Source organism: Streptomyces sp. NPDC059499, assembly GCF_042749285.1.
Lineage (GTDB): Bacteria > Actinomycetota > Actinomycetes > Streptomycetales > Streptomycetaceae > Streptomyces.
Map to the genome: position 1 here is coordinate 12,726 of NZ_JBHYTT010000029.1, position 26,974 is coordinate 39,699.

The 26,974-nt window shown below is 69.6% G+C and carries 22 protein-coding genes; 16 read left to right on the plus strand and 6 right to left on the minus strand.

The window, feature by feature from the left end; genetic code table 11:
* Positions 1 to 8 precede the first annotated feature (8 nt).
* Positions 9 to 1,877 (minus strand): ricin-type beta-trefoil lectin domain protein, encoded by a 1,869-nt coding sequence (locus tag ACFW9O_RS36090; RefSeq protein WP_384615355.1) that lies wholly within the window; start codon positions 1,875 to 1,877, stop codon positions 9 to 11.
* A 302-nt stretch (positions 1,878 to 2,179) separates the two neighbouring features.
* Between ACFW9O_RS36090 and ACFW9O_RS36095 the strand changes: the two genes are divergently transcribed.
* The 10 genes from ACFW9O_RS36095 (at position 2,180) to ACFW9O_RS36140 (ending at position 16,969) form a co-directional block, all read left to right on the plus strand.
* Positions 2,180 to 3,154, plus strand: a complete 975-nt coding sequence (locus ACFW9O_RS36095; RefSeq protein ID WP_384615357.1) for a LacI family DNA-binding transcriptional regulator — start codon at positions 2,180 to 2,182, stop codon at positions 3,152 to 3,154.
* 140 nt (positions 3,155 to 3,294) lie between these two features.
* Positions 3,295 to 4,974, plus strand: coding sequence for an ABC transporter substrate-binding protein (locus ACFW9O_RS36100; protein ID WP_351169591.1), 1,680 nt, complete (start codon positions 3,295 to 3,297; stop codon positions 4,972 to 4,974).
* Between the two features lie 19 nt (positions 4,975 to 4,993).
* Positions 4,994 to 6,049: an ABC transporter ATP-binding protein gene (locus tag ACFW9O_RS36105; protein ID WP_384615359.1), complete on the plus strand. Its 1,056-nt coding sequence runs from the start codon at positions 4,994 to 4,996 to the stop codon at positions 6,047 to 6,049.
* Positions 6,046 to 7,026, plus strand: coding sequence for an ABC transporter permease (locus ACFW9O_RS36110; RefSeq protein WP_351169597.1), 981 nt, complete (start codon positions 6,046 to 6,048; stop codon positions 7,024 to 7,026). Before ACFW9O_RS36105 ends, ACFW9O_RS36110 begins: the two co-directional genes overlap by 4 nt.
* A gap of 5 nt (positions 7,027 to 7,031) precedes the next feature.
* Positions 7,032 to 8,036, plus strand: coding sequence for an ABC transporter permease (locus tag ACFW9O_RS36115; protein WP_384615361.1), 1,005 nt, complete (start codon positions 7,032 to 7,034; stop codon positions 8,034 to 8,036).
* Positions 8,033 to 9,028 carry an ABC transporter ATP-binding protein gene (locus ACFW9O_RS36120; protein WP_351169603.1) on the plus strand — a complete coding sequence of 332 codons (996 nt, stop codon included), beginning with the start codon at positions 8,033 to 8,035 and terminating at the stop codon, positions 9,026 to 9,028. Before ACFW9O_RS36115 ends, ACFW9O_RS36120 begins: the two co-directional genes overlap by 4 nt.
* Before the next feature lie 48 nt (positions 9,029 to 9,076).
* Complete coding sequence (locus ACFW9O_RS36125) at positions 9,077 to 10,486, plus strand: GH1 family beta-glucosidase (protein ID WP_384615363.1); 1,410 nt, start codon at positions 9,077 to 9,079, stop codon at positions 10,484 to 10,486.
* A gap of 21 nt (positions 10,487 to 10,507) precedes the next feature.
* On the plus strand, positions 10,508 to 12,385 hold the full coding sequence (locus tag ACFW9O_RS36130) for a discoidin domain-containing protein (protein ID WP_351169609.1): 1,878 nt from the start codon (positions 10,508 to 10,510) through the stop codon (positions 12,383 to 12,385).
* A 38-nt stretch (positions 12,386 to 12,423) separates the two neighbouring features.
* Positions 12,424 to 15,510, plus strand: a complete 3,087-nt coding sequence (locus tag ACFW9O_RS36135; RefSeq protein ID WP_384615365.1) for a glycoside hydrolase family 3 N-terminal domain-containing protein — start codon at positions 12,424 to 12,426, stop codon at positions 15,508 to 15,510.
* Between the two features lie 61 nt (positions 15,511 to 15,571).
* Entirely contained in the window at positions 15,572 to 16,969 is a 1,398-nt protein-coding gene (locus ACFW9O_RS36140; protein ID WP_384615367.1) for a hypothetical protein, read from the plus strand.
* Between the two features lie 38 nt (positions 16,970 to 17,007).
* On the opposite strand, the gene ACFW9O_RS36145 is transcribed toward ACFW9O_RS36140, so the two are convergent.
* The gene (locus ACFW9O_RS36145) at positions 17,008 to 17,586 is read right to left on the minus strand and encodes an MSMEG_1061 family FMN-dependent PPOX-type flavoprotein (protein ID WP_384615369.1); all 579 of its coding nucleotides are present in this window, start codon (positions 17,584 to 17,586) and stop codon (positions 17,008 to 17,010) included.
* Positions 17,587 to 17,749: 163 nt separating this feature from the next.
* Here ACFW9O_RS36145 and ppk2 point away from each other — a divergent pair, with 163 nt between their 5' ends.
* From ppk2 to ACFW9O_RS36165, 4 genes are all read left to right on the plus strand, one after another.
* The gene (gene ppk2, locus ACFW9O_RS36150) at positions 17,750 to 18,700 is read left to right on the plus strand and encodes a polyphosphate kinase 2 (RefSeq protein ID WP_351169621.1); all 951 of its coding nucleotides are present in this window, start codon (positions 17,750 to 17,752) and stop codon (positions 18,698 to 18,700) included.
* A gap of 129 nt (positions 18,701 to 18,829) precedes the next feature.
* Complete coding sequence (locus ACFW9O_RS36155) at positions 18,830 to 19,219, plus strand: GntR family transcriptional regulator (RefSeq protein ID WP_329207062.1); 390 nt, start codon at positions 18,830 to 18,832, stop codon at positions 19,217 to 19,219.
* Complete coding sequence (locus ACFW9O_RS36160) at positions 19,216 to 20,109, plus strand: ABC transporter ATP-binding protein (RefSeq protein WP_351169625.1); 894 nt, start codon at positions 19,216 to 19,218, stop codon at positions 20,107 to 20,109. The genes ACFW9O_RS36155 and ACFW9O_RS36160 overlap by 4 nt, the downstream gene beginning before the upstream one ends.
* Complete coding sequence (locus tag ACFW9O_RS36165; RefSeq protein ID WP_384615372.1) at positions 20,106 to 21,140, plus strand: ABC transporter permease subunit; 1,035 nt, start codon at positions 20,106 to 20,108, stop codon at positions 21,138 to 21,140. The genes ACFW9O_RS36160 and ACFW9O_RS36165 overlap by 4 nt, the downstream gene beginning before the upstream one ends.
* 69 nt (positions 21,141 to 21,209) lie before the next feature.
* Here ACFW9O_RS36165 and ACFW9O_RS36170 read toward each other — a convergent pair whose 3' ends face one another.
* Positions 21,210 to 22,412 (minus strand): cellulose-binding domain-containing protein, encoded by a 1,203-nt coding sequence (locus ACFW9O_RS36170; RefSeq protein ID WP_384615373.1) that lies wholly within the window; start codon positions 22,410 to 22,412, stop codon positions 21,210 to 21,212.
* Between the two features lie 99 nt (positions 22,413 to 22,511).
* The gene (locus ACFW9O_RS36175; RefSeq protein WP_384615374.1) at positions 22,512 to 23,882 is read right to left on the minus strand and encodes a cellulase family glycosylhydrolase; all 1,371 of its coding nucleotides are present in this window, start codon (positions 23,880 to 23,882) and stop codon (positions 22,512 to 22,514) included.
* Positions 23,883 to 24,460: 578 nt separating this feature from the next.
* On the opposite strand from ACFW9O_RS36175, the gene ACFW9O_RS36180 reads away from it, so the two are divergent.
* A complete protein-coding gene (locus tag ACFW9O_RS36180; protein WP_384615376.1) occupies positions 24,461 to 24,697 on the plus strand; it encodes a hypothetical protein in 237 nt (78 codons plus the stop codon).
* A 113-nt stretch (positions 24,698 to 24,810) separates the two neighbouring features.
* A complete protein-coding gene (locus ACFW9O_RS36185; protein WP_384615377.1) occupies positions 24,811 to 25,872 on the plus strand; it encodes a sigma-70 family RNA polymerase sigma factor in 1,062 nt (353 codons plus the stop codon).
* Here ACFW9O_RS36185 and ACFW9O_RS36190 read toward each other — a convergent pair.
* Together ACFW9O_RS36190 and ACFW9O_RS36195 are read right to left on the minus strand one after the other, a co-directional pair.
* Positions 25,856 to 26,107 carry a DUF397 domain-containing protein gene (locus ACFW9O_RS36190; protein ID WP_384615378.1) on the minus strand — a complete coding sequence of 84 codons (252 nt, stop codon included), beginning with the start codon at positions 26,105 to 26,107 and terminating at the stop codon, positions 25,856 to 25,858. The two genes, ACFW9O_RS36185 and ACFW9O_RS36190, sit on opposite strands and share 17 nt — an antisense overlap.
* Positions 26,104 to 26,883, minus strand: a complete 780-nt coding sequence (locus tag ACFW9O_RS36195) for a helix-turn-helix domain-containing protein (RefSeq protein ID WP_384615380.1) — start codon at positions 26,881 to 26,883, stop codon at positions 26,104 to 26,106. The genes ACFW9O_RS36190 and ACFW9O_RS36195 overlap by 4 nt, the downstream gene beginning before the upstream one ends.
* Positions 26,884 to 26,974: the final 91 nt, after the last annotated feature.

Consider the following 26,974-nt stretch of genomic DNA (forward strand, 5'->3'; position numbering starts at 1 on the left):
ACGGGTCCCTACTGGAGCCGCCACTTCTGGTTGGCGGCTCCGGTGCAGGTCCAGATCTGGGCGCGAGCACCGTTCGCCGAGGACTGGCCGGTCACGTCGAGGCACTTGTCCGCGGCCGTGTTCACCACGTCCCCGGTCGAGGAGTTGTACGTCCAGCGCTGCGCTCCCGACCCGTTGCAGGTGTACAGCTGGACCTTTGCTCCGTCGGCCGTGGACCCCGAGGTCACGTCCAGGCAGGCGCCGAGAACCTTGATCGAACCGTCGCCGGAGACCGTCCAGCGCTGGTTGGCCGCGCCCGTGCAGTCCCAGATCTGGACCGGCGTGCCGTCCGCCCCGGTGTTGCCGGTCGCGTCCAGGCACTTGCCCCCGATGCCGGCGAGGGCTCCCGAGCTTCCGGAGGAGCCGGACTGGGTGCCCGCCCAGGTGAACGTCGCCGAGGTGCGGCCGGGCAGCGAGTAGGTGAACTTCTGCCCGCCCCAGTTGACCGTGACCTGCTGCGCCGACGCCGAACCGTTGTAGGCGATCAGGGCCTTGGAGCCGTCCGGGTTGCGCCAGGCCACGTTGGGCACGGTGGAGCTCGCGGTGGAGGAGATGCGGGCGGCGCCCGGCCGGACGTACTTCGTCAGGTGGCCCATCGTGTAGTACTCGACGGTGTAGTCGACCTGGCCGTGCCTGCTGTCCCCGTTGTGCACGGTGACCAGCCCGTCGCAGGTGCCGCAACCGCCATTGTGCGGGCCGCGGTTCTGGTCCACGGCGAGCGACCACTTGGTCACCGACTTCGCCCAGTTGCGGGTGTAGTCGATGATGTTGAGCATGTCCTCGCGCTGCTGGTCGGCGATCCAGGTGCCGCCCGAGTGCTCGGTCTGGAAGGCGTCCAGCTCCGGGTACCGGTTGTGCACGGCGGTCTGCTTCGCGATGTCTCCGCCGTATCCGTGCCAGGCGATCCCGCCGAAGTTGGGGTGGCTGCGCACCGCGGCGTCGTCGACCGTCGCGGCGGCGTACGCGTCGTAGGTGTCCCAGTTCCAGTCGTGGGCCAGCACCTTGGTGGGGAGGCCGGCGGCCTGGAGCCTGGGCAGCAGCTCGCTCTTGGTGAAGTACGCGAGCCCCGAGCCGTTCCAGCTCATCGAGGGGTAGCCCGAGCAGCATGTCGGCTCGTTCTGCGCGGTGACGTAGTCGACCGGGACGCCCTGGTCACGGTAGGCCTGGAGGTACTTCACGAAGTAGCCGGCGTACGCGCCGTAGTTCTCGGCCTTCAGCCAGCCCCCGTTCAGCTGCCCGTTGTCCTTCATCCAGGCCGGCGCGGTCCACGGGGAGGCGACCGTCGTGAGGGCCGGGTTGAGCTGCTTGGCCTGCCTGGTGAGCGGCAGCACGTCCTGCAGATCGTGTGCGATCGAGAAGTTGTCGAGATTCGGGTCCGTCTGCCCGGCCGGCATGTCGTCGTACGTGTAGCCGAACCGCGCGAGGTCGGAACCGCCCATCGGATTGCGTACGAACGAGAGCCCGATGCCGTCCGTGGGGGAGAACAGCTTCCTCATCGTCTCGTCGCGGGTCGCCTGACTGAGCGCGCCGCTGCCCTTCATCAGCCACGCCGCCGTGTCCGTGAACGAGGCGCCGCCGCCGGTGAAGGTCTGGTACCGGGTGTTCTCGTCGACCGTGATGTTCGTGCCCGAGCCGCCGTTTCCGGCGGCGAAGGCGACCGGTGTCTGTGCCTGGAGGCCGCGGGTCACATGGCGGCCACCGGCGTCGTCCGTCGTGGTCAGCACGATGTTCACGGTCTCGCCGGCCGCCTGTGCGGTGCCGGAGGAGAGCCCGGCCAGGCCTGTGGTCGCGAGCGCCGTGGCGACGATGACTCTCGCCGCTCTGCTTGTTCGAATCATGGGCTGCTGCCTTTCTCGGCAGGGGCGTGGGGGAAGTGCCGTCGAACGAGGCGTGAGTGAACTGCTCTTACGTGTTCGCGTCAAGAGGTAGGCGCGTTCAAGAAGTGAACGAATGGCCTGTCGGACCTGCTTCGACGATGGGTACGGACCAATCTCGGTGTGAAGTATTGACGGCCCTGTTCCGGCGGGGTTAACTCCAGCCGCAACGCCGGTACCGGTTCCGGTACCGGTTGCGGAACCGGTACCGAAGTCGTGGTCCACCGCTTGCCCTGCCCTGTCCTGCCTTGTCCCCGGAGGCCCCGTTGCGTGTCACCATCGCCGATGTCGCCCGTGAGGCCGGCGTCAGCAAGACGACCGTGTCCCGGGTCATCAACACCAAGGGCGAGGTCGACGGTTCAACGGCAGCCCGCGTTCGTGAAGTGATCGCCAACCTCGGCTATGTGCCCAGCTCGGGCGCCGTCGGACTGGCCCGCGGCAGCAGCCGCACGGTCGGGATGCTGGTGCCCTCGCTGACCTGGCCGTGGATGGGCGAAGTGCTCCAGGGCGTCGTCGACACGGTGGAGGCCGCCGACTACGGACTGCTGCTCTTCACCTGCAACCGGGGTGCCGAGTCCGTGGAGCGCTTCACCAGCCAGGTGTCGGCGCGCGCCTTCGACGGACTCGTCGTCGTCGAACCGGAGAACACCCTGGCCCACCTCACCGAGCTGCACCGGTCCGGTCTGCCGATCGTGCTCATCGACGATCGCGGCCACCACCCCGAATTCCCCTCCGTCGTGACCACCAACCACGAGGGGGGCGCGTCCGCCGCCCGCCATCTGCAGGCAGCCGGACGCACCAGGCCCCTGGTCCTCACCGGACCCGAGCACTTCGGCTGCGTCCGCGAACGGCTCGCGGGGTTCCGGTCGGTCCTGCCCACCGATCTGGTCGTGAGCGGAGACTTCACCGAACGCTGCGGCCGACTGGCGGTGGAACAACTCCTCGCCTCCGGCATGGAGTTCGACTCGGTCTTCGCCCACAACGACATCAGTGCCGCAGGCGTCCTGCGGGCCCTGCGGGCCGCGGGACGCCGCGTGCCGGAAGACATCGCCGTGGTCGGCTTCGACGACATCCCGATGGCCGAACACACCGAACCGCCTCTCACCACCGTGCACCAGCCCACCCGGCAGATGGGCGAGACGGCGGCACGGCTGCTGCTCTCCCACCTCGGCGGCACCGCCGTACCGGACGGACCGGTTGTGCTGCCCACCGAACTGGTCGTGCGCCAGTCGGCGCCGTAACGGGCAGGGCCCCGACGGGCCCCGTCCGTTCCTGAAGTCCTCCACGACGCACCACCCGTAAGTCGCACCGCCCGTCACCGGCGCGCCGAGCGCTGTCCGTTTCCCGGATCTCCCAGACCCGCAGTCTTCCTGGAGTCGCCATGTCCGCACGCCGTCACACCACGCTCAGAGCGGTCGCTGTCGCCACCGCCGTGGTCGCACTCGCCACCGGTTGCTCGTCCGCCAACTCGGGCGCCAACAAAGGGGGCGGCGCCGGTGCCTCCGGCGTACTGACCCTCGGAAAGCCGGACGGACCGCAGACGAACAACAGCAACCCGTTCCTCGCGACCTCGGCGAGCGCCACCCTCGGCTACCGGTACATGATCTACGAGCCGCTGGCGATGACGAACCAGATCCGCCCCACGGACAAGGCGGACGCGTGGCTGGCGACCGCGTGGGACTGGGAGTCCAACTTCACCAAGCTCACCTTCACCCTGGACGAGCGGGCGAAGTGGGCCGACGGCAAGCCGCTGACCGCCGCGGACGTCGCGTTCACCTTCGAACTGCTCAAGAAGCACCCGGCGCTCAACGGCAACGGCATCCCGTACGACGGCATCACCGTCGAGGGCAAGAAGGTCGTCCTGACCTTCAAGGACTCCCAGTTCGTCAACCAGAACAAGATCATCACGACCTATGTCGTGCCCAAGCACATCTGGGAGAAGGTCGAGAACCCGGAGACCTGGCCCAACCGCACCCCGGTCGGCTCGGGTCCGTACAAGCTGAAGACGTTCACCCCGCAGACCACCACCCTGACCGCCACGCCCACCTACTGGAAGGGCGAGACCAAGGTCAAGGAGCTGCGCTACACCGCGTACAACGACAACAGCGCGGCGACCACGGCCCTGGCGAGCGGCAAGGTCGAGTGGTCGTTCGTCTTCATGCCGAACTACAAGCAGCTGTACGTGGCCAAGGACCCGAAGAACCACAAGCTGTGGTTCCCCTCCGGGCTCGGCATCCACGGCCTGTGGTTCAACACCGCCCGCAAGCCGTTCGACAACCCGGCGCTTCGCAAGGCGATGGCCATGGTCGTCGACCGCAGGGCGATCCACGTCCAGGCCCAGGCGACGCTCTACCCGGAGATCACCAACCCGACCGGCATCCCGCTGCCCGCGGGTGAGTCGTTCCTCGCGCCCGAGTACAAGGACGCCACCACCAAGCCCGATGTCGCCGGGGCCAAGAAGATCCTCGACGAGGCGGGATTCAAGCTCAGCGGGGGAGTCCTGAAGGACCCGAGCGGCAAGCCCGTGAAGCTGACCTTCACCGACCCGGCCGGCTGGAACGACTACATCACCGGGCTGTCGATCATCAAGGACAGCATCAAGCAGCTGGGCATCGAGGCGAAGGTCAAGACGCAGACCGCCGAGGCCTGGGGCACCGACGTGGCCACCGGCAACTTCGACGCCACCCTGCACTGGACCAACAGCGGTGCCACGCCGTACGACATGTACCAGAACATCATGGACGGGGCGATTCTCCAGCCCATCGGCAAGACCGCCCAGCTCGGCAACTTCGGCCGCTTCAAGAGCCCCGAGGCCACCGCCGCGCTCAAGGAGTACGCCAACGCCACCGACGACGCCACGCGCACCAAGGCCATCCACGCGCTCCAGAAGATCATGGTCGAGCAGGTGCCGATGATCCCGACGGCCGCGGCCCCCATCGGTGCGGAGTACTCCACGAAGAACTGGGTGGGCTGGCCGACCGAGTCCTCCCCGTACGCCGCCCCGCAGCACACTCAGCCCGACGCGCTGGAAGTCGTGCTGAACCTCAGGCCCGCCAAGTAACCACGGGGAAGAACCGGCCATGACCACCGAACCGTCCGAAGACGTGCGCACCGCGACCGATGTGGTGCTCGAAGCACGCGGAGTCACCAAGCACTTCCCCGTGCGGCGCACCGCGGGAGACCTCCTCGCCCGCAGACGCCGTACAGTCCACGCCGTCGACGATGTCTCGCTGAAGCTCCGGCGCGGTACCGTCACGGCCCTGGTGGGGGAGTCCGGCTCCGGGAAGTCCACCGTCGCACGCCTGCTCACCCAGCTGTATCCGCTCACCGAGGGCGAGATACACCTGGGCGGCAGGGTGGTGAAGGCGGGACGTGGCCGGTCCTTCCGCGCGTATGTGAAACAGGTCCAGCTGATATTCCAGGACCCGTTCGCCTCCCTGAACCCGGTGCACACCGTGCGCTACCACCTCACCCGGGCGCTGAAGATCCACGGCCGGGCGGGGAAGGGCGACGGGGATCTGGAGAAGAACCTGACCGCTCTGCTGGAGCGGGTCCAGCTGACCCCTCCGCACCAGTTCCTGGAGAAGTTCCCGCACGAACTGTCGGGAGGGCAGCGCCAGCGCGTCGCGATCGCGCGCGCCCTCGGCGCCGACCCGAAGGTCCTGCTGGCCGACGAGCCGGTGTCGATGCTCGACGTGTCGATCCGGCTGGGTGTCCTCAACCTGCTGCGCGACCTCAAGGAGCGCCTGCACCTCGCGATCCTCTATATCACCCACGACATCGCCTCCGCCCGCTACTTCGCGGACACGACCCTGGTGATGTACGCGGGCCGGATCGTCGAGGGCGGAGACAGCGAGACCGTCACCCAGCGCCCCGCGCACCCCTACACGCAGCTGCTGATCGCCTCCGCGCCGGACCCCGACCGGGTGGCGCACGAGGAGGCGCAGGAGGAGACCGGAAGCGGTGAGCCGCCCTCACTGATCGCCCCGCCGGACGGCTGCCGCTTCCACCCCCGCTGCCCGAAGGCCATGGAACGCTGCCGCACCGAGCTGCCGCCGCGCTTCGACCTGGCGAACGGCCAGTGGGCCGCCTGCTGGCTGTACGACGGCACCACCGCCGAGGGAGCAGCGAAGTGAAGTACATCCTCCAGCGGTTCGCCTTCTACGCGGTCACCGCGTGGGCCGCCATCACCATCAACTTCCTGATCCCGCGCCTGATGCCGGGAGACCCCGTCGAGGCTCTGATGAGCCGCTACCAGGGGCAGCTCGACACCTCGGCGATCGCCTCGCTGAAGGCCCTGTTCGGGCTCGACGAGAACAAGTCCCTCTGGTCGCAGTACACCGACTACTGGTCGAGTCTGCTGGACGGCGACCTGGGACTCTCCTTCACCTACTTCCCGACCCCGGTGGGCGAGGTGCTCTCGGACGCGCTGCCCTGGACGCTCGCGCTCGTCGGGATCACCACCCTGATCAGCTTCCTGCTCGGCACCGGCATCGGCGTCTACAGCGGCTGGCGGCGCGGCTCGTGGCTGGACGGGCTGCTGCCCGTCACCACCTTCATCTCGTCCGTCCCCTACTTCTGGCTGGGACTCATCGCCATCTCACTGTTCGCGGTGAAGTGGCCTCTGTTCCCCTTCGAGGGCGGCTACGACAACTCGCTGGTCCCGGCCTTCGACTGGCCCTTCATCTCCAGCGCCCTCTACCACGGGGTGCTGCCCGGCATCACGATCGTGCTCAGCGCCGTCGCCGGCTGGATCCTCGGCATGCGCAACATGATGGTGACCGTCTCCTCCGAGGACTACGTCATGGTGGCGCAGGCCAAGGGGCTCTCCGAGCGGCGGGTGATGTTCTCCTACGCCGCCCGCAACGCGGTCCTGCCCAACATCTCCGGCTTCGCCCTCTCACTGGGCTTCATCGTCAGCGGCACGCTGCTGGTCGAAATGGTCTTCAACTACCCCGGCATCGGATTCCGGCTGCTCCAGGCGGTCGGTGCGAAGGACTACCCCTTGATGCAGGGCGTCTTCCTGGTCATCACACTCTCCGTGCTCGCCGCGAACCTGCTGGCCGACATGGCCTACGCCCTCCTCGACCCCCGCACCCGGAAGGAGGCCTGATCACCATGGCCGTCACCGCCACCGACGTCGCCGTTCTTGACGACCCTCCCGTCCCGGCCGCGGCCGGCCGGGCGAGGTTGCGATTCCTGCGCGGCGGGAAGGCCCGCACCGGGCTGCTGATCCTCGTGTTCTTCCTGATCTTCGCCGTCATCGGTCCCTGGATCGCTCCGTACGATCCCGACGCGATGAGCGACCAGTTGCTGCAACCGCCGTCTTCCGAGCACTGGTTCGGCACGACCCACACCGGGCAGGACGTCCTCTCCCAGATCCTGGTCGGCACGCGCGGCGTGCTGGTCGTCGGGTTGCTGGCCGGTTTCCTCGCGACCGTGCTCTCCGTGCTCATCGGGGTCACCTCGGGATTCCTCGGCGGGGCCGCCGACGAGGTCCTCTCCATGCTCTCCAACATCTTCCTGGTCATCCCCGGACTGCCGCTGATCATCATCATCGCGAGTTTCGTCGAGGACACCGGGGACCTGCTGATCGCCGCCGTCATCGCCCTCACCTCGTGGGCCTGGGGCTCGCGGGTCCTGCGGGCGCAGACCCTGTCGCTCAGACGGCGCGACTACGTGGAGGCGGCCCGCGCCACGGGCGAGTCGACCTGGCGGATCATCCTCTTCGAGATCATGCCCAACCTGACCGCCGTCATCGCGTCCGGCTTCGTCGGCACCGTCATCTTCGCCATCCTCTCGGAGATCACCCTCGCCTTCATCGGCGTCGCCGACATCTCCCACTGGAACTGGGGCACCGTGCTCTTCTGGGCCCAGTCCAACCAGGCCCTGGCCCAGGGCGCCTGGTGGTGGTTCGTCCCCGCCGGCCTGTGCATCGCCCTCCTGGGCACCGCCCTGGCCCTGATCAACTTCGGCATCGACGAGTTCGTCAACCCGCGGCTGCGTACGGCGACCGGCGCCTCGCGGAAGGTCAAGATGCGGGTCGGATTCACCCCGGTGGCCCGCCGCACCGGCACCCACGCCGCCCGCCCCGGCACGCGCACCAAGGAGCAGAGCGAATGACCGGCGAGCCGATCCTCACCATCAGCGGACTGAACGTCGACTACGGCACCGGTGCCGACGGGGTCCAGGCCCTGCGCGACATCGACCTCACCCTGCACCGCGGCGAAGTCCTCGGCCTGGCGGGCGAGTCGGGATCGGGGAAGTCCACCCTCGCGTACGCGGTCACCCGGCTGCTGTCCCCGCCCGGGGTGATCACCGGCGGCGACGTCCACTACCACCGGCCGGGCGCCGGGCCCGTCGACATCCTCTCCCTGTCTCCGGACGAGCTGCGCGCCTTCCGCTGGCAGGAACTGTCGATCGTGTTCCAGGGGGCGATGAACTCCCTCAATCCCGTGCACACCGTCCACAGTCAGCTCACCGATGTCCTCAAGGCGCACCGGCCCGACATGCGGTCCCGCGAACGGACCGCCCGAGCTGAGGAGTTGCTGACCCTGGTCGGCATCTCCTCCGACCGGCTCGCCGCCTACCCGCACCAGCTCTCCGGCGGAATGCGCCAGCGCGTGATGATCGCCATGGCGCTCGCCCTGGAACCCGAGATCGTCATCATGGACGAGCCGACCACCGCGCTCGACGTCGTGATGCAGCGCCAGATCCTGCGCCGGCTGGTCCAGCTGAGGGAACAGCTCTCCTTCTCCGTCGTGTTCATCACCCACGACATCTCCCTGCTGATCGAGTTCTCGGACCGGATCGCGATCATGTACGGGGGCCGCATCGTGGAACAGGCGGGCGCGAACGAGATCTACCGCGACCCCCGCCACCCCTACAGCGACGGGCTGCTGCACTCCTTTCCCGCGCTGCACGGCCCCCGGCGCGAGCTCACCGGCATCCCCGGCGTTCCCCCGCACCTCAGCGCGATGCCCACCGGCTGCGCCTTCCACCCCCGCTGCGGCAAGGCCTTCGAGCCGTGCGCCCAGCGGGTCCCGGTCCTGGCCGCTCCGGACGCCGGCCAGGACCGTGAGGTCGCCTGCTGGCTGCACACCAGGCCGGCCTGACCCGCGACCCACGTCCCACCGCACCCCACAAAGGACTTACGGAGACCCATGAATCTCGCCACGCCCCGCAGCCTGCAGCCCGCCGCCGTCCAGGGACTCCCGGCCGACTTCCGCTGGGGCGTCGCCACCTCCTCGTACCAGATCGAAGGGGCCCCGCGTGAGGACGGCCGCACCCCTTCGATCTGGGACACCTTCTGCGATGTACCGGGCGCCGTGCACAACGCGGAGAACGGTGACGTGGCCTGCGACCACTACCACCGGATGCCCCAGGACGTGGAGCTCATCGCGGGCCTCGGCGTCGACACGTACCGCTTCTCGCTCGCCTGGCCGCGCATCCAGCCGGGCGGTCGGGGACCCGTCAACGCCAAGGGGATGGACTTCTACAAGCGGCTGGTCGACGAGCTGCAGGACAGGAACGTCACCCCGTGGATCACCCTCTACCACTGGGACCTGCCGCAGGAGCTGGAGGACGCGGGCGGCTGGCCCGAGCGTGACACCGCGTTCCGCTTCGCCGACTACGCGATGCTCGCCTACGAGGCGCTCGGCGACCGGGTCGAGCACTGGACGACGCTGAACGAGCCGTGGTGCTCGGCGATGCTCGGGTACGCCTACGGGGCCCACGCCCCCGGCCGGAGCGACATGGGTGACGCCATGGGCGCCGTCCACCACCTCCTGCTGGGCCACGGCCTCGCGGCGCAGCGGATGCGGGCGGCCGCCGGCGACAACCCGCTCGAGCTCGGCATCACCCTCAACCTCGGTACCGCCACCCCGGAGGCCGACAGCGAGGCCGACCGCGAGGCCTGCCGCCGTGCCGACGGCATGGGCACCCGCCTCTACCTCGACCCGATCGTCCGCGGCAGCTACCCGCAGGACATCGTCGACGACCTCGCGGCCCAGGGCATCGAACTGCCCGTCCAGGACGGCGACCTGGACACCATCGCCACCCCCCTCGACGTCCTCGGCGTCAACTTCTACCGAGGCGCCCTGTTCTCCGGAGTCACCGAGGACGGATCGCCCACCGACGCCGACGGCCTCCCCGTCACCCGTGGTGTGGAGCGCGACCTGCCCCGCACGGCGATGGACTGGGAGATCACCCCGACCGAACTCACCGATCTGCTGCTGCGGCTCCAGCGGGACTACGCGCTGCCGACGGTCATCACGGAGAACGGGGCGGCCTTCGACGACACCGTCGCCGCCGACGGCTCCGTCCCCGACGCGGACCGCACCGCCTATCTGGCCGACCACATCGCAGCCGTGTCCGAAGCCCGTACCCAGGGCGCCGACGTCCGGGGCTACTTCGCCTGGTCGCTGATGGACAACTTCGAGTGGGCCTACGGCTACGACAAGCGGTTCGGGATCGTCCGGGTCGACTACGACACGCAGGAGCGGACGCTCAAGGACAGCGCCAAGTGGTACCGCGACACGGTCCACCTCACCCGGAACGCTCTTCACGACTGACCCGTATAGGAGCACCCCCACATGCCCTCTCGTACGACGTTGATCGCCACCGCCACCGCCGCCCTGGTGGCGCTGGCGGCCCCCATCGCCCTGGCCGCACCCGCACCCGACCCGGCCGTCAAGGCCGCCGCAGCCGCCTGGGACACGGACAGAGCGGCGGCCGCGTACACCGCGAACCCCGGCGCGGTCACCGCGTCCGGCAGTGAGAACGGCGCCTCGGGACCCGGAGCCGCCGCCGACGGCGACGCCGCCACCCGCTGGTCCAGCAACTTCGCCGACGACGCCTGGATACGGATCGACCTCGGCTCCACCGTCCGCATCAACCAGGTCAAGCTGGAGTGGGAGGCCGCGTACGGCAAGCGGTACGTCCTGGAGGTCTCCAGGAACGGCACCGACTGGACGAGCTTCTACACCGAGACCGAAGGCACCGGCGGCACCGTCACCGCCCACACCTACCCGCAGGAAGTCACCGGCCGCTACGTCCGGATGCGAGGAGTGGAGCGAGCCACCCCCTGGGGCTACTCCCTCTTCTCCTTCCAGGTGTACGGAGGTGAGCCGGCCCCCGCCTCGACGACCCGCGCCAACCTCGCACTGAACCACCCCGCCTCCGGCAACCTGTACCAGCACGCCGGCAACTCGCCCGCCTACGTCACCGACGGCGGCTGGCCCGCCGACCTGAAGGCGGACCGGTCCCGCTGGTCCTCCGACTGGAACGCGGACCGCTGGGTCGGCGTCGACCTCGGCGCCACCTCCACGATCAGCAGCGTCGACCTGTACTGGGAGGCGGCCTACGCCGTCGACTACGAGATCCAGGTCTCCGACGACAACAGGAACTGGCGCACCGTCCACCGCCCGTCCGCCGCCGAGGTCGCCGCCAGGCGCGCCGACGTGAAGTCCCCGGGCGACGCCGTCGGGCGCCACGACACGATCAACCTGGCCGCCCCGGCGACCGGTCGCTACGTCCGGATGCTCGGCAAGGAGCGCCGCTCCTTCTACAACCCGGCGCCCTCCACCGCCCAGTTCGGCTACTCCCTCTACGAGTTCCAGGTCTGGGGCACCGGCGGCACCGCCGCTGCCGCCTACCCGGCCCTTCCCAAGGACCCGGGCGGCGCGTACAACACCACCTTCTTCGACGACTTCACCGGCTCGGGCCTGGACCGCTCCAAGTGGCGTGTGGTGCGCACCGGTACGGAGATGGGCCCGGTCAACGGCGAGTCGCAGGCCTACGTCGACTCGACGAACAACATCCGCACCGAGAACGGCGCTCTGGTCCTGGAGTCCAGGTACTGCAAGGGCTGCACCTCCACGCCCAACGGCACCTTCGACTTCACCTCGGGCCGGGTCGACACGAACACCAAGTTCGACTTCACCTACGGCAGGGTCAGCGCCCGTATGAAGCTGCCCGTCGGCGACGGCTACTGGCCCGCCTTCTGGATGCTGGGCAGCGACGTGGACGACCCGGCGGTCTCCTGGCCGGGCTCCGGTGAGACGGACATCATGGAGAACATCGGCTACGGGGACTGGACCAGCTCCGCCCTGCACGGCCCCGGCTACTCCGCCGACGGCAACATCGGCAAGCAGCAGACTTTCCCGAACGGCGGGCGCGCCGACCAGTGGCACACCTACGGCGTCGAGTGGACGCCCGAGGGCATGACGTTCACCGTCGACGACCGCGTCGTCCAGCAGACCTCCCGCCAGAAGCTGGAGTCGACCCGCGGCAAGTGGGTCTTCGACCACAACCAGTACGTGATCCTCAATCTTGCCCTCGGCGGCGCCTACCCCGCCGGGTGGAACAAGGTCACCCAGCCCTACTGGGGTCTCCCGCAGTCCAGCGTCGACCGTGTCGCGCAGGGTGGCATCAAGGCGGAGATCGACTGGGTGCGGGTCGAGCAGAAGTAGCCGACACCGGAGCACGACCGAACAAGGGACGAGCAGCAATGCCACGCATACCGCACACCCGCCCACTCAACCGGGCGAGACCGGCCACCGCCGCGCTCGCCGCGGTAACGGTCCTCGCCGGACTGCTCGCCGGGGCCGTCCCCAGCGCGGCCGCCGCGGCGGACGACCCCGCCCCGGTGCTCGTCGACCGCTTCGAGGGCGAGGTCCCGCTCGGCAACCCGCCCGCCGACGCCCTCTTCACCTGGGGCGGCGACGCCGACGACCACCCGGCCCTGGAACTCAAGGAGCGCGCCGACGCCCCCGAGGGCGCCAAGGTCCTCGAGGGCACGTACGACATCAGCGCCTGGGGCGGACTCAGCCACGAGTTCGCCGTCGACCAGCCCCCGAAGGACTGGACCGCCCACAAGGGCATCCGCTTCTGGTGGTACGGGCAGAACAAGGCGCCGCTGCCGCCCGGTTCGGGCAAGCGCATCAACTTCGAGATCAAGGACGGCGGCGCCAACGGCGGCGCCTCCGAGCTCTGGACCACCTCCTTCACCGACGACTGGGAGGGCTGGCACCAGATCGAGATCCCGTTCGCGGACTTCGTCTACCGGGCCGACTACCAGCCCGTCGGCGGCATCGACCAGGTCCTCGGCCTCAACGAGATGTGGGGCTACGCCCTCACCCTGCCGACCGGCGCCCCCGGTGCGTTCGCCATGGACGCCGTCGAGCTGTACGGCAAGGCCGAGCCCGCACTGAAGACGAGCGTCGTCATCGACTCGGCCGTGCACCCGGTCAAGGAGGGCGGCACGGCGGACGTCAGGATCTCCGTCGCCACCACCGGCTCCGCCCCCATCGAGGAGCCCGTCACGGTCGCGTACACGACCCAGGGCGGCAGCGCCGAGTCCGGCAAGGACTACACCCCGGTCACCGGCACCCACACCTTCCCCGCGGGCACCGCCTCCGGCACCGGCCACACGGTCTCGGTGGCCACACGGAAGGACGGCGGCGCCGAGTCGGCCGAGACGGTCCCGCTCGAACTCACCGTCACCGGCGCCAAGGCGCCCAAGGAGAACCCGCAGGTCGTCATCGACGCCCACGGACTCCCGTACCAGAACGCGAAGCTTCCGGTGAAGAAGCGCGTCGAGGACCTGCTGTCGAGGATGTCGCCGGCCGAGAAGGCCGGCCAGATGACCCAGGCCGAGCGCAACGCGCTCAGGTCCCAGGGCGACATCGCCGCGTACGACCTCGGCTCGCTGCTCTCCGGCGGCGGTTCCGTACCCACCCCGAACACGGCCGCTGCCTGGGCGAAGATGGTCGACGCCTACCAGCTGCGCGCCCAGGCGACCCGCTTCCAGATCCCGCTGATCTACGGCGTGGACGCGGTGCACGGCCACAACAACGTGATCGGCTCGACGATCATGCCGCACAACATCGGTATCGGCGCGGGCCGCGACCCGAAGCTCGCCGAGAAGACCGGTGCCGTCACCGCGAGCGAGGTGCGCGCCACCGGCATCCCGTGGGACTTCGCCCCCTGCGTGTGCGTGACCCGCGACGAGCGCTGGGGCCGTTCCTACGAGGCCTACGGCGAGGACCCGGCCCTGGTGGAAGCCATGGAGACGGTCATCACCGGAATGCAGGGCCACGCCTCCGGCAAGGACCTGGACCGCGACGACAAGGTGCTGGCCAGCGCCAAGCACTTCGTCGGTGACGGCGGTACGGAGTTCGGCTCGTCCACCACCGGCTCGTACACCATCGACCAGGGCGTCACGAAGGTGACCCGCGAGGAGCTCGAAGCGGTCCACCTCTCGCCGTTCGCCGAGTCCGTGAAGCGGGGGGTCGGCACGGTCATGCCGTCGTACTCCTCGCTGGACATCCTCGGTGACGACGTGGGCCCGGTGAAGATGCACGCCAACGCCGAGATGATCAACGGCGTCCTCAAGGACCGGATGGGCTTCGAGGGCTTCGTCATCAGCGACTGGCAGGCCATCGACCAGATCCCCGGTGACTACGCCAGCGACGTGCGGACGTCCGTCAACGCCGGACTCGACATGATCATGGTCCCGACGGCGTACCAGGACTTCACGAAGACCCTCCAGGAGGAGGTCACCGCCGGCCGGATCGGCCAGGCCCGGATCGACGACGCGGTGTCGCGGATCCTGACCCAGAAGTTCCGTCTCGGCCTCTTCGAGAAGCCGTACGCGGACCCCTCCAACCTGGACAAGGTCGGCTCGGCCGCACACCGTACGGTCGCCCGTGAGGCAGCCGCCAAGTCCCAGGTCCTCCTGAAGAACGACGGCGCGGTCCTCCCGCTCAAGCCGTCCCAGAAGGTCTACGTCGCCGGATCCAACGCCGACGACCTCGGCAACCAGGCCGGTGGCTGGACCGTCAGCTGGCAGGGCGCCTCGGGCCGGACCACCACGGGCACGACGATCCTCGAGGGCATCAAGAAGAACACGGACTCGGCCACGTACTCCAAGGACGCCTCGGCCGCCACGGACGGCTACGACGTCGGTGTCGTCGTGGTCGGCGAGACCCCGTACGCCGAAGGCATCGGTGACGTCGGCAACGGCCACGACCTGGAGCTCACGGCCGCCGACAAGGCAGCCGTCGACAAGGTCTGCGCGGCGATGAAGTGCGCGGTCCTGGTCGTCTCCGGCCGTCCGCAGCTCATCGGCGACAAGCTCGGTGACATCGACGCCCTGGTGGCCTCCTGGCTGCCGGGCACCGAGGGTGACGGCGTCGCCGACGTCCTCTACGGCAAGAAGGCCTTCACCGGACAGCTCCCGGTGACCTGGCCGAAGTCCGAGTCGCAGCTGCCGATCAACGTCGGCGACGCGGCGTACGACCCGCAGTTCCCGTACGGATGGGGACTGACCACCCTGAAGAAGGTCCCCGGAGGCGGCGAGCTCACCCTCACCGCCCTCGCCGCGGCCGCGAACCTCGCCGAGCAGGCGCACCTCGGGAAGACCCCGGCGGGCAAGGCGATCGTGGACCAGGCCAGGCTGCTGGTCCAGCAGAAGGCCGGCGGGAAGCTGACAGCGGCGGTGTCCAAGCCGTTCGCCGAGGCCGACCACCTGCTGCTCACCGGTGACCTGACCGGGGCGGTGGCGAAGCTGCGCACGGCGTACCGCGCCGCGTAACACCACGGAGGAAGCCCGGGTGGGCGACGCATTTGTCGCCCACTTGGGTTACTTTCGGAGTATGCGGAAGAGGCTGTTCGCCCCCCTTTGGGCCTGCCTGCTGCTGATACTCACGGCGGCCGTGCTGGCGCTGACCCCCGCTGCGCCGGCCGTGTCCGCCGCCCCCGCCACCGTCGACGAGGCGGGTCAGGCCCTGCGGCAGGACCCGGTGTACGTGGACCCGGCAGCCAGGGGCATGCTCTCCGCCACCCAGGAGAAGGCGCTGGAGGAGACGATCCTCGACGCCGACAAGCCGGTCTTCGTCGCCGTGCTCCCGGCGACGTCCGAATTCCCCGAGCAGAACCTCCTCCAGAACCTCCGTACCACCACCGGAATCACCGGTGTCTACGCGGTCAGGCTCGGCGACGGGTTCGACGCGGGTGCCGACCCGCAGGTCATGCCGGTCCGGGCGGTGGACAACCTCACCACGGCCGTCGAGGCGCCCGGCACGGACGTGAACGCCGCCACCCAGCTCAACGCCTTCGTCGACCGCGCCGTCGAACAGGCCAGGGGCAGCGCCCCCGCGTCGTGGTCCGGCGCCGACGGTGACGAGAACGGTGCGGCCGGCGCGGCCGGCCTGATCGCGCTGGGCGCGGTGGCGGTGGCAGGCGGCGCCGGCGCGTACGCCATCGTCCGCCGCAACAGGAAGCGCAGGGAGGAAGAGGAGCAGGCCTCTCTCGAAAAGCTCCGGGTCGTCGTGGACGAGGACATCACCGCGTACGGCGAAACCCTGGACCGGCTCGACTTCCACCCCTCGGAGAAGGGTGCCGACGACGCGATGCGCACGGACTACGAGCACGCGCTCGACTCCTACGAGGACGCCAAGTCCCGCATGGGCCATGCCCGCCACCCCTCCGACGTGCGCGGGGTCACCCAGGCCCTGGAGGACGGCCGCTTCTCCCTCGCCGTCCTGGAGGCCCGCCGCAAAGGCACCGCTGTCCCGGCCCGCCGTCCACCCTGCTTCTTCGACCCGCGCCACGGCCCGTCGGTCGCCGACGTGCTGTGGAGCCCCTCCGGCGGTGCGGCCCGGGAGGTCCCGGTCTGCGGTGCGGACGAGGTGCGGCTGCGCGAGGGCGAGGACCCGATGAGCCGTACGGTCGACGTGGGCGACGGCCGCCGCCGCCCGTACTGGGAGGCGGGCCCGGCGTACGGCCCCTGGGCGGGCGGCTACTTCGGCGGCGGTCTGCTGCCCGGCCTGCTGGTCGGGACCATGCTCGGCTCGATGCTCGCCACTCCGGCCTACGCGTCGGAGTACGGCGGCGGTGACTTCGGCGGGGGCGGCGGGGAGTGGGGCGGCGGCGACTCCTCCGGCTCCGACTTCGACTCCTCCGGATTCGGCGGCGGCGGCTTCGGCGACGGCGGAGGGTTCGGTGACGGGGGCGGCTTCGGCGGTGGTGACTTCGGCGGCGGAGGCTTCTGACCCAAGGCCCGGGAGGCCTTTCAGGCCCGGGAGGCCTTTCAGGCCCGGGAGGCCTGAACCGCTCCCTCCCACGTGTCCGGGGCCCAGACCCCGGAGCGGCGCAGGGAAGCCGGGCAGTGCAGGTAGATCTCGTCGATCTCGACGACCAGGGCGAGATCCGGACGCCTGCCCTTGACCGTCATGTCGTCGAAGAACGGCGCGTCCGTGAGGATCCGGGCGCGGCCGTTGATCCGCAGCACGGTCATCGCCCCGGGTATGAGGTACAGCAGGCCGACGTGCGGGTTGGACAGGATGTTGTGGAAGCTGTCGCCGCGCCGGTTGCCGGGAAGGTCGGGCAGCGCGAGGGTGCGAGCGTCCAGGACCCGGGTGAAGCCCGGCTCGCCGCCGCGCGGGGAGGTGTCGCAGTTGCCGTCCGCGTCCGAGGTGGACACGGCGCAGAACGGCGCACGGGCCAGCAGGTCGAAGTCGTCGTCGGTGAGCGTGTCGTGGACCTTCTCGATGACGAGGGGCCACGGAACGCCGAGGATCTCGCGCAGTTGCTCCGCGGACCGCAGGGGAACGGCTCCGGCCAGCGGATCCCCGGTACGGGAGGGCGCGGCGGGCGCGGCGTTCGACAAGGGTTTCTCCGTACCTCGTGGGATGCGGCAGCTCATCGCCGACCTGCCGTTATTAGGGTTACCTTACTTAACCCTCCACGGGCGCCCCGAGCCGGGGAGACGTGTGCGCGTCGTGTCCGCCATCCGGTGGCACCGGGCGCGAACGGGTGCCAGGCTGGGCAGGGTGGACCGCGATGAGGTGGGCAAGCAACTCCTGGACGGGCTGACCGTCGACACCAGCAGGCCGGAGCAGCCGGTCCTGCTCGACGAGGCGGGCAAGCCGATCAAGACCTGGCGGCAGAACTACCCGTACGACCGCAAGATCCGCCGCAAGGAGTACGACCGGACCAAGCGCATCCTGCAGATCGAGCTGCTCAAGCTCCAGCGGTGGACGAAGGACGCCGGTGCGCGCGTCGTCGTGGTGTGCGAGGGGCGGGACGCGGCCGGCAAGGGTGGCACCATCCAGCGCTTCACCGAACGCCTCAACCCCCGTGGCGCCCGCATCGTCGCCCTGGACAAGCCCACGGAGCGTGAGCGGGGCCAGTGGTACTTCCAGCGCTACGTGGCCCATCTGCCCGCGCCGGGCGAGCTCGTCTTCTTCGACCGCTCCTGGTACAACCGGGCCGGTGTCGAGCGGGTCATGGGCTTCTGTTCCGAGTCGGAGTACGAGCTGTTCCTCGAGCAGTGCCCGGCCTTCGAGGACATGCTCGTCGCGGACGGCATCATCGTCGTGAAGTTCTGGTTCTCCGTCTCCCGGGCCGAGCAGCGCACCCGCTTCGCCATCCGCCAGGTCGACCCGGTGCGTCAGTGGAAGCTGTCGCCGACGGACATCGACTCCCTCGACCGCTGGGACGACTACACCACGGCGAAGGTCGAAATGTTCCGTGTCACCGACACCGCGCACGCGCCGTGGACCGTCGTGAAGAGCAACGACAAGCGCCGCGCCCGCATCGAGGCCATGCGCAGCCTCCTGGCCCGCATCGACTACGCGGCGAAGGATGTCGAGGCCGTCGGCAGGCCGGACCCGCTCATCGTGGGCGCCGCCGCCACCCTGCTGGAACCGGGCGAGGAGGACACCGCCCTCTCGCCCACCCGTTTCGCTCCGAACGCGGAAGGCCCGGGCAGGCACCCGTAGGGCGTACGGAACCGAGGGCGGCACACCCATGTGTGCCGCCCTTCTTCGCGTTTCCCGGCCGGTTCCGTTGACAGACCAGAGGTCGCTAGAGTCCTATAGTGCTAGGAACCTAGATGAATAGAGGAGACGGTGATCGAGTTTCACCTCGACTCCCGGTCCGGCGTCGCGCCGTACCTGCAGCTCGTCCACCAGGTGCGCCAGGCCATGCGACTGGGCCTGCTGTTCGAGGGCGACAGGCTGCCCACGGTCAAGGACGTCGCAGCCAAGGTGGCGATCAACCCCAACACCGTGCTCAAGGCGTACCGGGAGCTCGAGTACGAGGGCCTGGTCGCCAAGAAGCCCGGCGTCGGCACGTTCGTGTCCAGCACCCTCAGTGACGCCTCGCTGTCCGAACACGAGCCGCTGCGCCAGGAGTTGCGCGGCTGGCTGGAGCGGGCGCGAGCGGCGGGGCTGAACGAGGAGAGCATCGAGGCCCTGTTCCTGAGCACCTTCCGCACCTCCACCGAAGAGGAGAAATGACCCCAATTCTGGAAGCGAGAGGCCTGGGCAAGCGGTACGGCCGCCGCCAGGCGCTGGACGACTGCACCCTGAGCGTGCCGGCCGGCCGGGTCGTCGGCCTGGTCGGCCCCAACGGGGCCGGAAAATCAACTCTGTTACAGCTGGCCTGCGGGCTCATCACCCCGACCTCGGGCACCATCGAGGTCCTCGGCGGACGCCCCGCATCCGGGCCGGGACAGCTGGCCAAGGTCGGCTTCGTCGCCCAGGACACCCCGACGTACACCGGGCTGTCCATCGCCGATCACCTGCGCCTCGGCGCACGGCTCAACCCTGCCTGGGACGAGAAGCTGGCCCGGACCCGGATCCAGGACCTCGGCCTGGACCCCGCTCAGCGGGTCGGCAAGCTCTCCGGCGGCCAGCGCGCCCAGGTCGCCCTGACCCTCGCCGTGGCCAAGCGGCCCGAACTGCTCATCCTGGACGAGCCGGTCGCCGCCCTGGACCCGCTGGCCCGGCGCGAGTTCCTGCAGGGACTCATGGAGTACGTCGCCGAGCACGGCACCACCGTCATCCTCTCCTCGCACCTGGTCTCCGACCTGGAGCGGGTCTGCGACCACCTGATCTCCCTGGTCGCCTCCCGCGTGCAGATCGCCGGCGACGTCGACGACCTCCTGGGCACGCACTTCCGGCTCACGACGGCCCGCCGCGACGCGGAGGACCTGCCGGACGGGATGCGGGTCCTGACGGCCACGCACACCGAACGGCAGAGCACCTTCATCGTCCGGGCAGCCGCCCCGGTCCACGACCCCGCCTGGGTCCTGGAACCCCTCGACCTGGAGGACCTGGTCCTCACGTACATGGCCGACGGCAGGGCCCGCCCGGCCGGCCGTTCCGCACTGGAGGCACAGCGATGATCTGGCTCACCTGGCGCCAGTACCGTGTCCAGACCCTGGTGGCCCTCGCGGCCCTCGTCGTGATCGCGGCGGCCCTTCTGATCACCGGGATCCAGATCCGGGACACCTACGACAGCAACATCCTCGGCTGCGGTGCGGACTGCGGAGCGGCCAAGAACGCGTTCATCACCGAGTACGAGTCCCTGTACTTCCTCGCCACCGGTCTCGTCATCGCCGTCCCCGGTGTCTTCGGGATCTTCTGGGGCGCGCCGCTGATCGCCCGGGAGCTGGAGACCGGCACCCACCGGCTGGTCTGGAACCAGAGCATCAGCCGCACCCACTGGCTCGCGGTCAAACTCTCGGCGGTCGGCCTGAGCGCCGTGGCGGTCTCGGGACTGCTCAGCCTCATGGTGACCTGGTGGGCGTCCCCGCTCGACGAGATCTACAGCGAACGCTTCACGCCCGTCCTCTTCGACGGGCGGGGCATCGTCCCGCTCGCCTACGCGGCCTTCGCCTTCACCGCCGGTGCCTGCGCCGGACTGCTGATCCGCAGAACGGTCCCCGCGATGGCGGCCACACTCGCCCTGTTCGTCGCGGTCCAGGTCCTCATGCCCTTCGCCGTCCGCCCGCATCTCATCGCGCCCGAACACGCCGTCGTGTCCCTCAAGTCGATCACCATGCCCGGAGGCGAGGGCGGCGCCGAAGCGTCCGCCACGCCGCCCGAGTGGACCGCGACGAACATCCTGCTGTCCGGCGACGGCGACGTCGCCGGCCTGGACGTGGGCGTGTCCAAGCCGGGCGCCTGGGTGGTGTCCGGTACCGGGCCGGTGCTCGATTCGGCGGGCCGGGAGGTACGGGGAGCCGAGGGCTGCGCGAGCCGTGACATCGACGCCGTCAAGTGCTTCGCCGAGTCCGACCTCCACGTCGAGGTGTCCTACCACCCGGCCGACCGCTACTGGCCGTTCCAGTGGATCGAGACGGCGATCTTCCTCGCCCTGGCCGGACTGCTGACAGGCTTCTGCGCCTGGTGGCTGCGCCGCCGTCTGAACTGACGGGGGAACCGCCGAGGCGGCCGAAGCCGACGCAACTGGCTTCGGCCGCCCTTGCGACTCTACGACCTGTCAGCAGCCGAGGGGAGCGGAGCCGACGGTCACATCGTCGAACCACAGGGTGTCGTCGCCCGTCCCGTAGCTCTCCCATCCCAGTCGCAGGGCCGTGGGCCGGGGCGGTGTGGTGCGGGCGAGCCACTGCTGGTCGATGTCCTGTGTGGGGACACCGTCGGCGTGCAGGCCCGGAATCTGCTCGTCGCCGAGCCAGGTGTCGAGACCCGGGGCCGTCGTGTCGATCGCGAACCGCAGGCACTGCCAACTTCCCGTCGGCAGCGGCCTGCTCAGCGCCACGCCGACCGGGCTCTGAGCCGGCAGGGTGGCGTCGTCGCTCTCCCGGTTCCACTGCAGGGCGCCGTTCTGGCCTCCGACGCGCAGGCTCCGCCCGGCCTGGGAGCTGTCGGGCAGGGAGACGAACGTGACGTGGGCGGCGGGGAGCGCGGTGGTGTGCCTCACCCACATGCGTACGTGCATCACCGGACCCACCGAGGACAGGTCCGCGGTGGAGGCGACGAAGGCGTGGTTGCAGTACCCGGTCCCGCCGTCGATCCGCAGGGATCTGCTGCCGCTGTGCGCGACCGCGGTGTCGACAGCGGCCGTGCCGGTGCCCTGGCAGTCGGGTGCGGTGAACTGCCAGGCGCCGGACGGGGCAGGGCCGGTCTGGTCCTCGAAATCGGAACAGATCACCGCGTTCCCGCAGTCCTCGCCGGGCGGAGTGGTGGGCGGTGGGGTCGTCGGGGGAGTGGTCGGTGGCGGGGTGGTGGGGGGTGTGGTCGGCGGCGGGGTGCCGTCACCCCCGCAGGGCGTGCCGTTGAGGCTGAAGTCGACGGGTGCGGGGTCGGACGACCGCCAGGTCCCCTGCAGGCCGAAGTCGGCCGCGCCACCCGTGGCCAGCGTGCCGTTCCAGCCGGAACCCACGGCGACGACGGAGCTGCCGGTCTGGGTGACGCTCGCGTTCCACGCCGAGGTCACCTGCTGGTCGCCGGCGTAGGTCCAGTTCAGACGCCAGCCGTTGAGCGCCGGGCCGAGATTGGTGACCTTGATCTGGGCGGTGTAGCCGCCCGTCCACCTGTTCACGGTGTAGTCGACCCGGCAGCCGGACTCCGCGCCGCTCGCGGACACCGCGGTGAAACCGGACGCCAGCAGCACGACGGCCGTGAGGACCGCCGTCCACGGCCTGTGAAGTCTGTGCAGTAATCGAGGGAGAAGGACGCGCACGTGTGCCTCCGAGGCAGGGGGTGAGGGAGTGCGGAAGGGCGACGGGAGCGGTTCCCGTCATCGGGGCGGGGCTCCGGCCCGCCGGAGCCCCGTCGGACATCAGCTGGTGGGGAAGCTGTCGGGAGAGCTGATCCGGTTCTTGAGCAGCGCTCCGGACTCGGTCAGCACACCGCTGCTGCTGTAGTCGCTGCCGGCGCAGGTGCCCGGCCGCAGCGCCGCGCTGCTCTCGGGGGCGTCGGAGTAGGTCCAGTTCGCGTAGCTGATCTTCAGCTGATCGAGCAGGTTCAGCCAGGCCGTGGTGCTCGCCGAGTCCATCGCTCCACCGCCGGTGGCGCTGACCGTGCCGAACTCGGTCACGAACAGAGGCAGTTGCGAAGCGGCTCGGCTCACCGTGGTGCGGTAGTTGTCCTTGTGGCTCGCGGCGTAGAAGTGGAACGCGTACATGAGGTTGGTGGCGTTGACGGGATTGTTGACGACCTCGCTCTCGTTGGAGCCGTCCGAGACGCCCAGCGAGGACCAGCCGCGGGTGCCGACGATGACGACGGCGTCCGGGTCGGCTGCCCGGATCACCGGGATGACCTGCTCGGCGTAGTTCTTGATCGCCGACCAGCTCACGCCGTTGGGCTCATTGGCGATCTCGTAGATCACGTTCTTCTTGTCGGCGTTCCGGGCCGCGACGGAGGCGAAGAACGTCTTCGCGCGTGCGAGGTTGAAGTTCGGGTCGCCGGGCGTCAGGGTGTGGAAATCGATCAAGGCGTACATGCCACGGGCCTCGGCCATGTCGACGAGGGTGTTCACGCGGCTGGTGAAGCCGGCCGGATCGGTCTCGTAGCCGTCCTCCTGCACATACATGGCGATACGCAGCAGGTCCGACTTCCAGTCCTTCGCCAACGCGTCCAGGGACGCCGCGTTGTAGCACTCGCTGAACCACTGGATGCCGTGCGTGCTCATGCCCCGCAGCTGTACGGGCCGGTTGTACTGGTTGCACAGGTTCACGCCGCAGACGTGGAGCGGGCCGTTGATGTCCACGGGGGTGCCGTCGGCAGGGACGGGCGGGGGTTCCTCGGTGGCACCCGTGCAGGCGACGCCGTTGAGGGTGAACGCCGTGGGCTTCGGGTTGGCGCCCGTGAAGGAACCCGTGAATCCCACGTCGGCCGCCGCGCCGGTGGCCAGTGTGCGGTTCCAGTCGACGCCGACGGCGGTGACCGCGGAGCCGGACTGCGACCAGGTGGCGTTCCAGCCCTGTGCGACCTTCTGTCCCGCGTCCGGCATGGCGAACCCGAGTGTCCATCCCGTGACGGGGGCGCCCAGGTTGGTGATCTTCACAGCGGCCTGGAAGCCGCCCGTCCACTGGCTGGCGACGGTGTAGTCGACCTTGCAGCCGGCTGCGGCCGCCGCCTGGGGGCCGATTGCCGCCGTAAGGCCCAGGACGGTCGCGCAGGTCGCCAGTAAGGCGAGCAGGCGTTTCATAGCGTTCCTCCTCGTGCGGAGCGGGAAGAGCGTGATGGGAGCGCTCCCATCACCCATCGGCCCGAGAACGTACACCGCGTGCCGATGCGCGTACAGACATTCGACGAGTTTCGGTAAAGAGGGGTGCGGGAACGCGGCTCGGCTCAGCTTCCGGCGTCCGGTCCGGGTCGTCTGCGGCGGATCTGCACACCGTGTCCGCAGGTGGCGAGGCGCGACCTGCGGCGCTTCGCGTGCGGACCTGATCCCGCGCATCGGCGGCCGACAATGTCCCATTCGTGGCGGATCACTTAGAGGGCCGGCGGAAAGTCCGTCGGTCGGTCGGGTGAAGAATCTGTACCGGTCCATGGAGCAATGTGACCGTGCCGGTTCTTCGGTGCCGGAGTGACTATTCACGGGACTGCTGATGGCTGGCCCCGCAACGCCCTCACGTGCTTACATCCCTCACATCGCGGAAGCCGTAGGGAAATTCGCCGCCTTCGGGCGGTGAGGACTTCGGTATCCGTGACAGCGGCAAGGGCCTTTCGCTCCTGCGGAGTCGGCTCCGGCCATTCGGAATTAATGCGAAGGGAATTCACATCATGAGCTCCGCCCCCCAGATGCAGACCCAGGAAATCTCCGACGCGGACCTGGACGGCGTGTCCGGCGGCATCGCCGGCGCGGCTGCGATCGAGGCGCCGCTCGTCGGTGGCATCGCGGGTGCGGTCGACGCCGACCTGCTGGGCGCGCTGCCGCTCTCCGGCAGCCTCTCGGGTTCCGTCGGCGGCAGCCTGCTCGGCGTCGCCGGGCTCGGCTCCGCCGCCACGCTCTCGGTCTGATCCGGCGCCGAGCCCGTATGCCCCGAGACCTGCCGGGTCGCGGGGCATAGGGGCTGTGGGGCGCTATGACCGACGCACACCGGACCGGAGACCATGGACCAGAGGCTGCGACCGTGAGCGTCCCGCGTACCGTCGGTCGTCCAGGTGGCCCGGGCAACCGGTGGGAGCTCATCTGGAGCCACCGGGACGAACTGCTGGAGATCGCGCGCAGCCACTCGTCGAACGCCGAAGAGGCCGAGGACGCCGTTCAGGAAGCGATGATCCGGGCGGCGGAGGACCCTGACGTCCCGTACGGCCGGGTGCGCCCGTGGCTCAGGCTCGCGACCCTGCGCGCCTGCGCCGACCGGCACCGCCAGGTCGCCCGCGACCGGGAGTTGAGCCAGAGCCCTTACGCCGCCGCTCCGGTCGAGCCCTTCCCGGTCGAGGACGCGGCCTGCGACCGGGCGGAGGCCAGATGGCTGGCCGACCGCACCGCGGAGCTGCTGCCCGCCCGCCAGGTACAGGCGCTGCGGCTCCAGGCGCAGGATCTCGACGTCGGACAGGTGGCCCGGACCATGGGGCTGAGCTACCGCGCCACCGAGTCACTGCTCGCCAGAGCCAGGCGCTCGTTGCGCAACGCCCTGGCCGGTTGCATCGCACTGGCCACGGCCCTGTGGATGTGCGCACGCAGGTTTCCCCGTACGGGCATCGCTCAGTCCGCGGGGGCGACATCGGCGGCGATGACGCTGGCCGTGGCGGGAGCGGTTCTGCCGGCCGGACCCCTCGACCGGCCGGACAGCCGGCCCCCTTCCGGGAGCGGGCCCGAAACGGTGGTGGCGCGTGCCGCGTCGGCCGCGGACCTCCCCGCTCCCCGTGTCCGGTCACGTCCTCACGGGGCCTCGCCCTCCTCGGATCCGCATCGCGTGGACCGGGCGCCTCAGGGCACCTCGCGGTCCGTTCCGGGGCCGCCGAGGACCCACGAGCTGCCGGACACGGTGACCGTGGAGGTATCGATCGAATCCGGTGCGCCGGTGCCGGTAGTGCCGCCGGTGGCCACGCCCACGACAATGCCGTCGCTGCCGGTGGACGCGTCCGATGCCTTTCGTCCTGAAGGGCCCTCGGCACCGTCCGGCGCCGGCGCCGCCAGGTTGGGCGGCACGTTCGATCTGCGCCGAAGTGCTAGGCCGCGGCGCTGACGAACGCGGCCCAGGCGGCCGGGCGCACGGTGAGGACCGGGCCTTCGGCGACCTTGGAGTCGCGGATGTGTACGGCGGCGGGGTGGGCGGAGACCTCGACGCACGCGCCGCCCTGGTCGCTGCTGTAGCTGGACTTGTGCCAGTCGTAGGCGACTTCGAGGCAGTCGCCGCCTTGGTCGCTGCTGTGACTGGACTTGAACCACATGAGGGCTGTGCCGCGTGCTGCGCGATTCATGACTCTCCAAGCAGGTCGTCCAGTAGGCGCGCGCTGATTTCGACGGAAAGCGCCTGCGAACGCAGCATCCCATATTTCTGCTGGAGCACACTGACGTCGTCCGGGTCATCGTGAAGCACACTGGCCAACTGGGCCTCGACGTAGGCGAGATGGTCATGATCGGGGGTCTCCAGCAAGACCATGGGGCCTGCAAGGCCGGCGTGTTTGGGCAACTTCATGGGCATGACCTGGAGTCCCAGAAAGGGGAGTTCCATGCACTGTCGAAGGTGGTGGATCTGCCCCCGTCGTACCTGAGGATCTCCGATCACGCCGCGCAGGATGCTCTCCTCCAGCACGAAGTGCAGCATCGGGCGCGGCCTGCGTGCGAGGAGTCGCTGTCGGTCGATGCGGGCGGTGACCCATTCCTCCCGCTGGTCCTCTTCGAGCGGCGGGTAGAGGCAGGAGAAGAGGAACCGTGCGTACTCCTCCGTCTGAAGCAGCCCAGGCACCACCTGGTTCTCGTACCAGAGCAGCGTCACCGCCTCCTGCTCGTACTCCACAAAATCCTGCGCGAACGCCGGGAACCGCTCCCTCTGCGGCACCTTCGCCACCGCAACCCGTAACACCCCCTTGGTGTCCAGCAGTTCGTCCAGCTGCGCAGCGAAGTCCGGCTGGAGCGGCCGGCGGCCCTGTTCGATCGAGGCGATCGTGTCCTCGCCCACGCAGAAGCGGTCGGCCAGCGACGCCTGCGTCAGCCGGGCCGCCTTGCGGAACGTGGCCAGCTGCGCGCCGATCACGTGCCAGGACGTGACCCGCTTGTTCCTCTTTGCCGAGTGCATGCTGTGCCTCTCCCCGTACGCGACCCCGCCGGACCCGTCAGCACCCGTA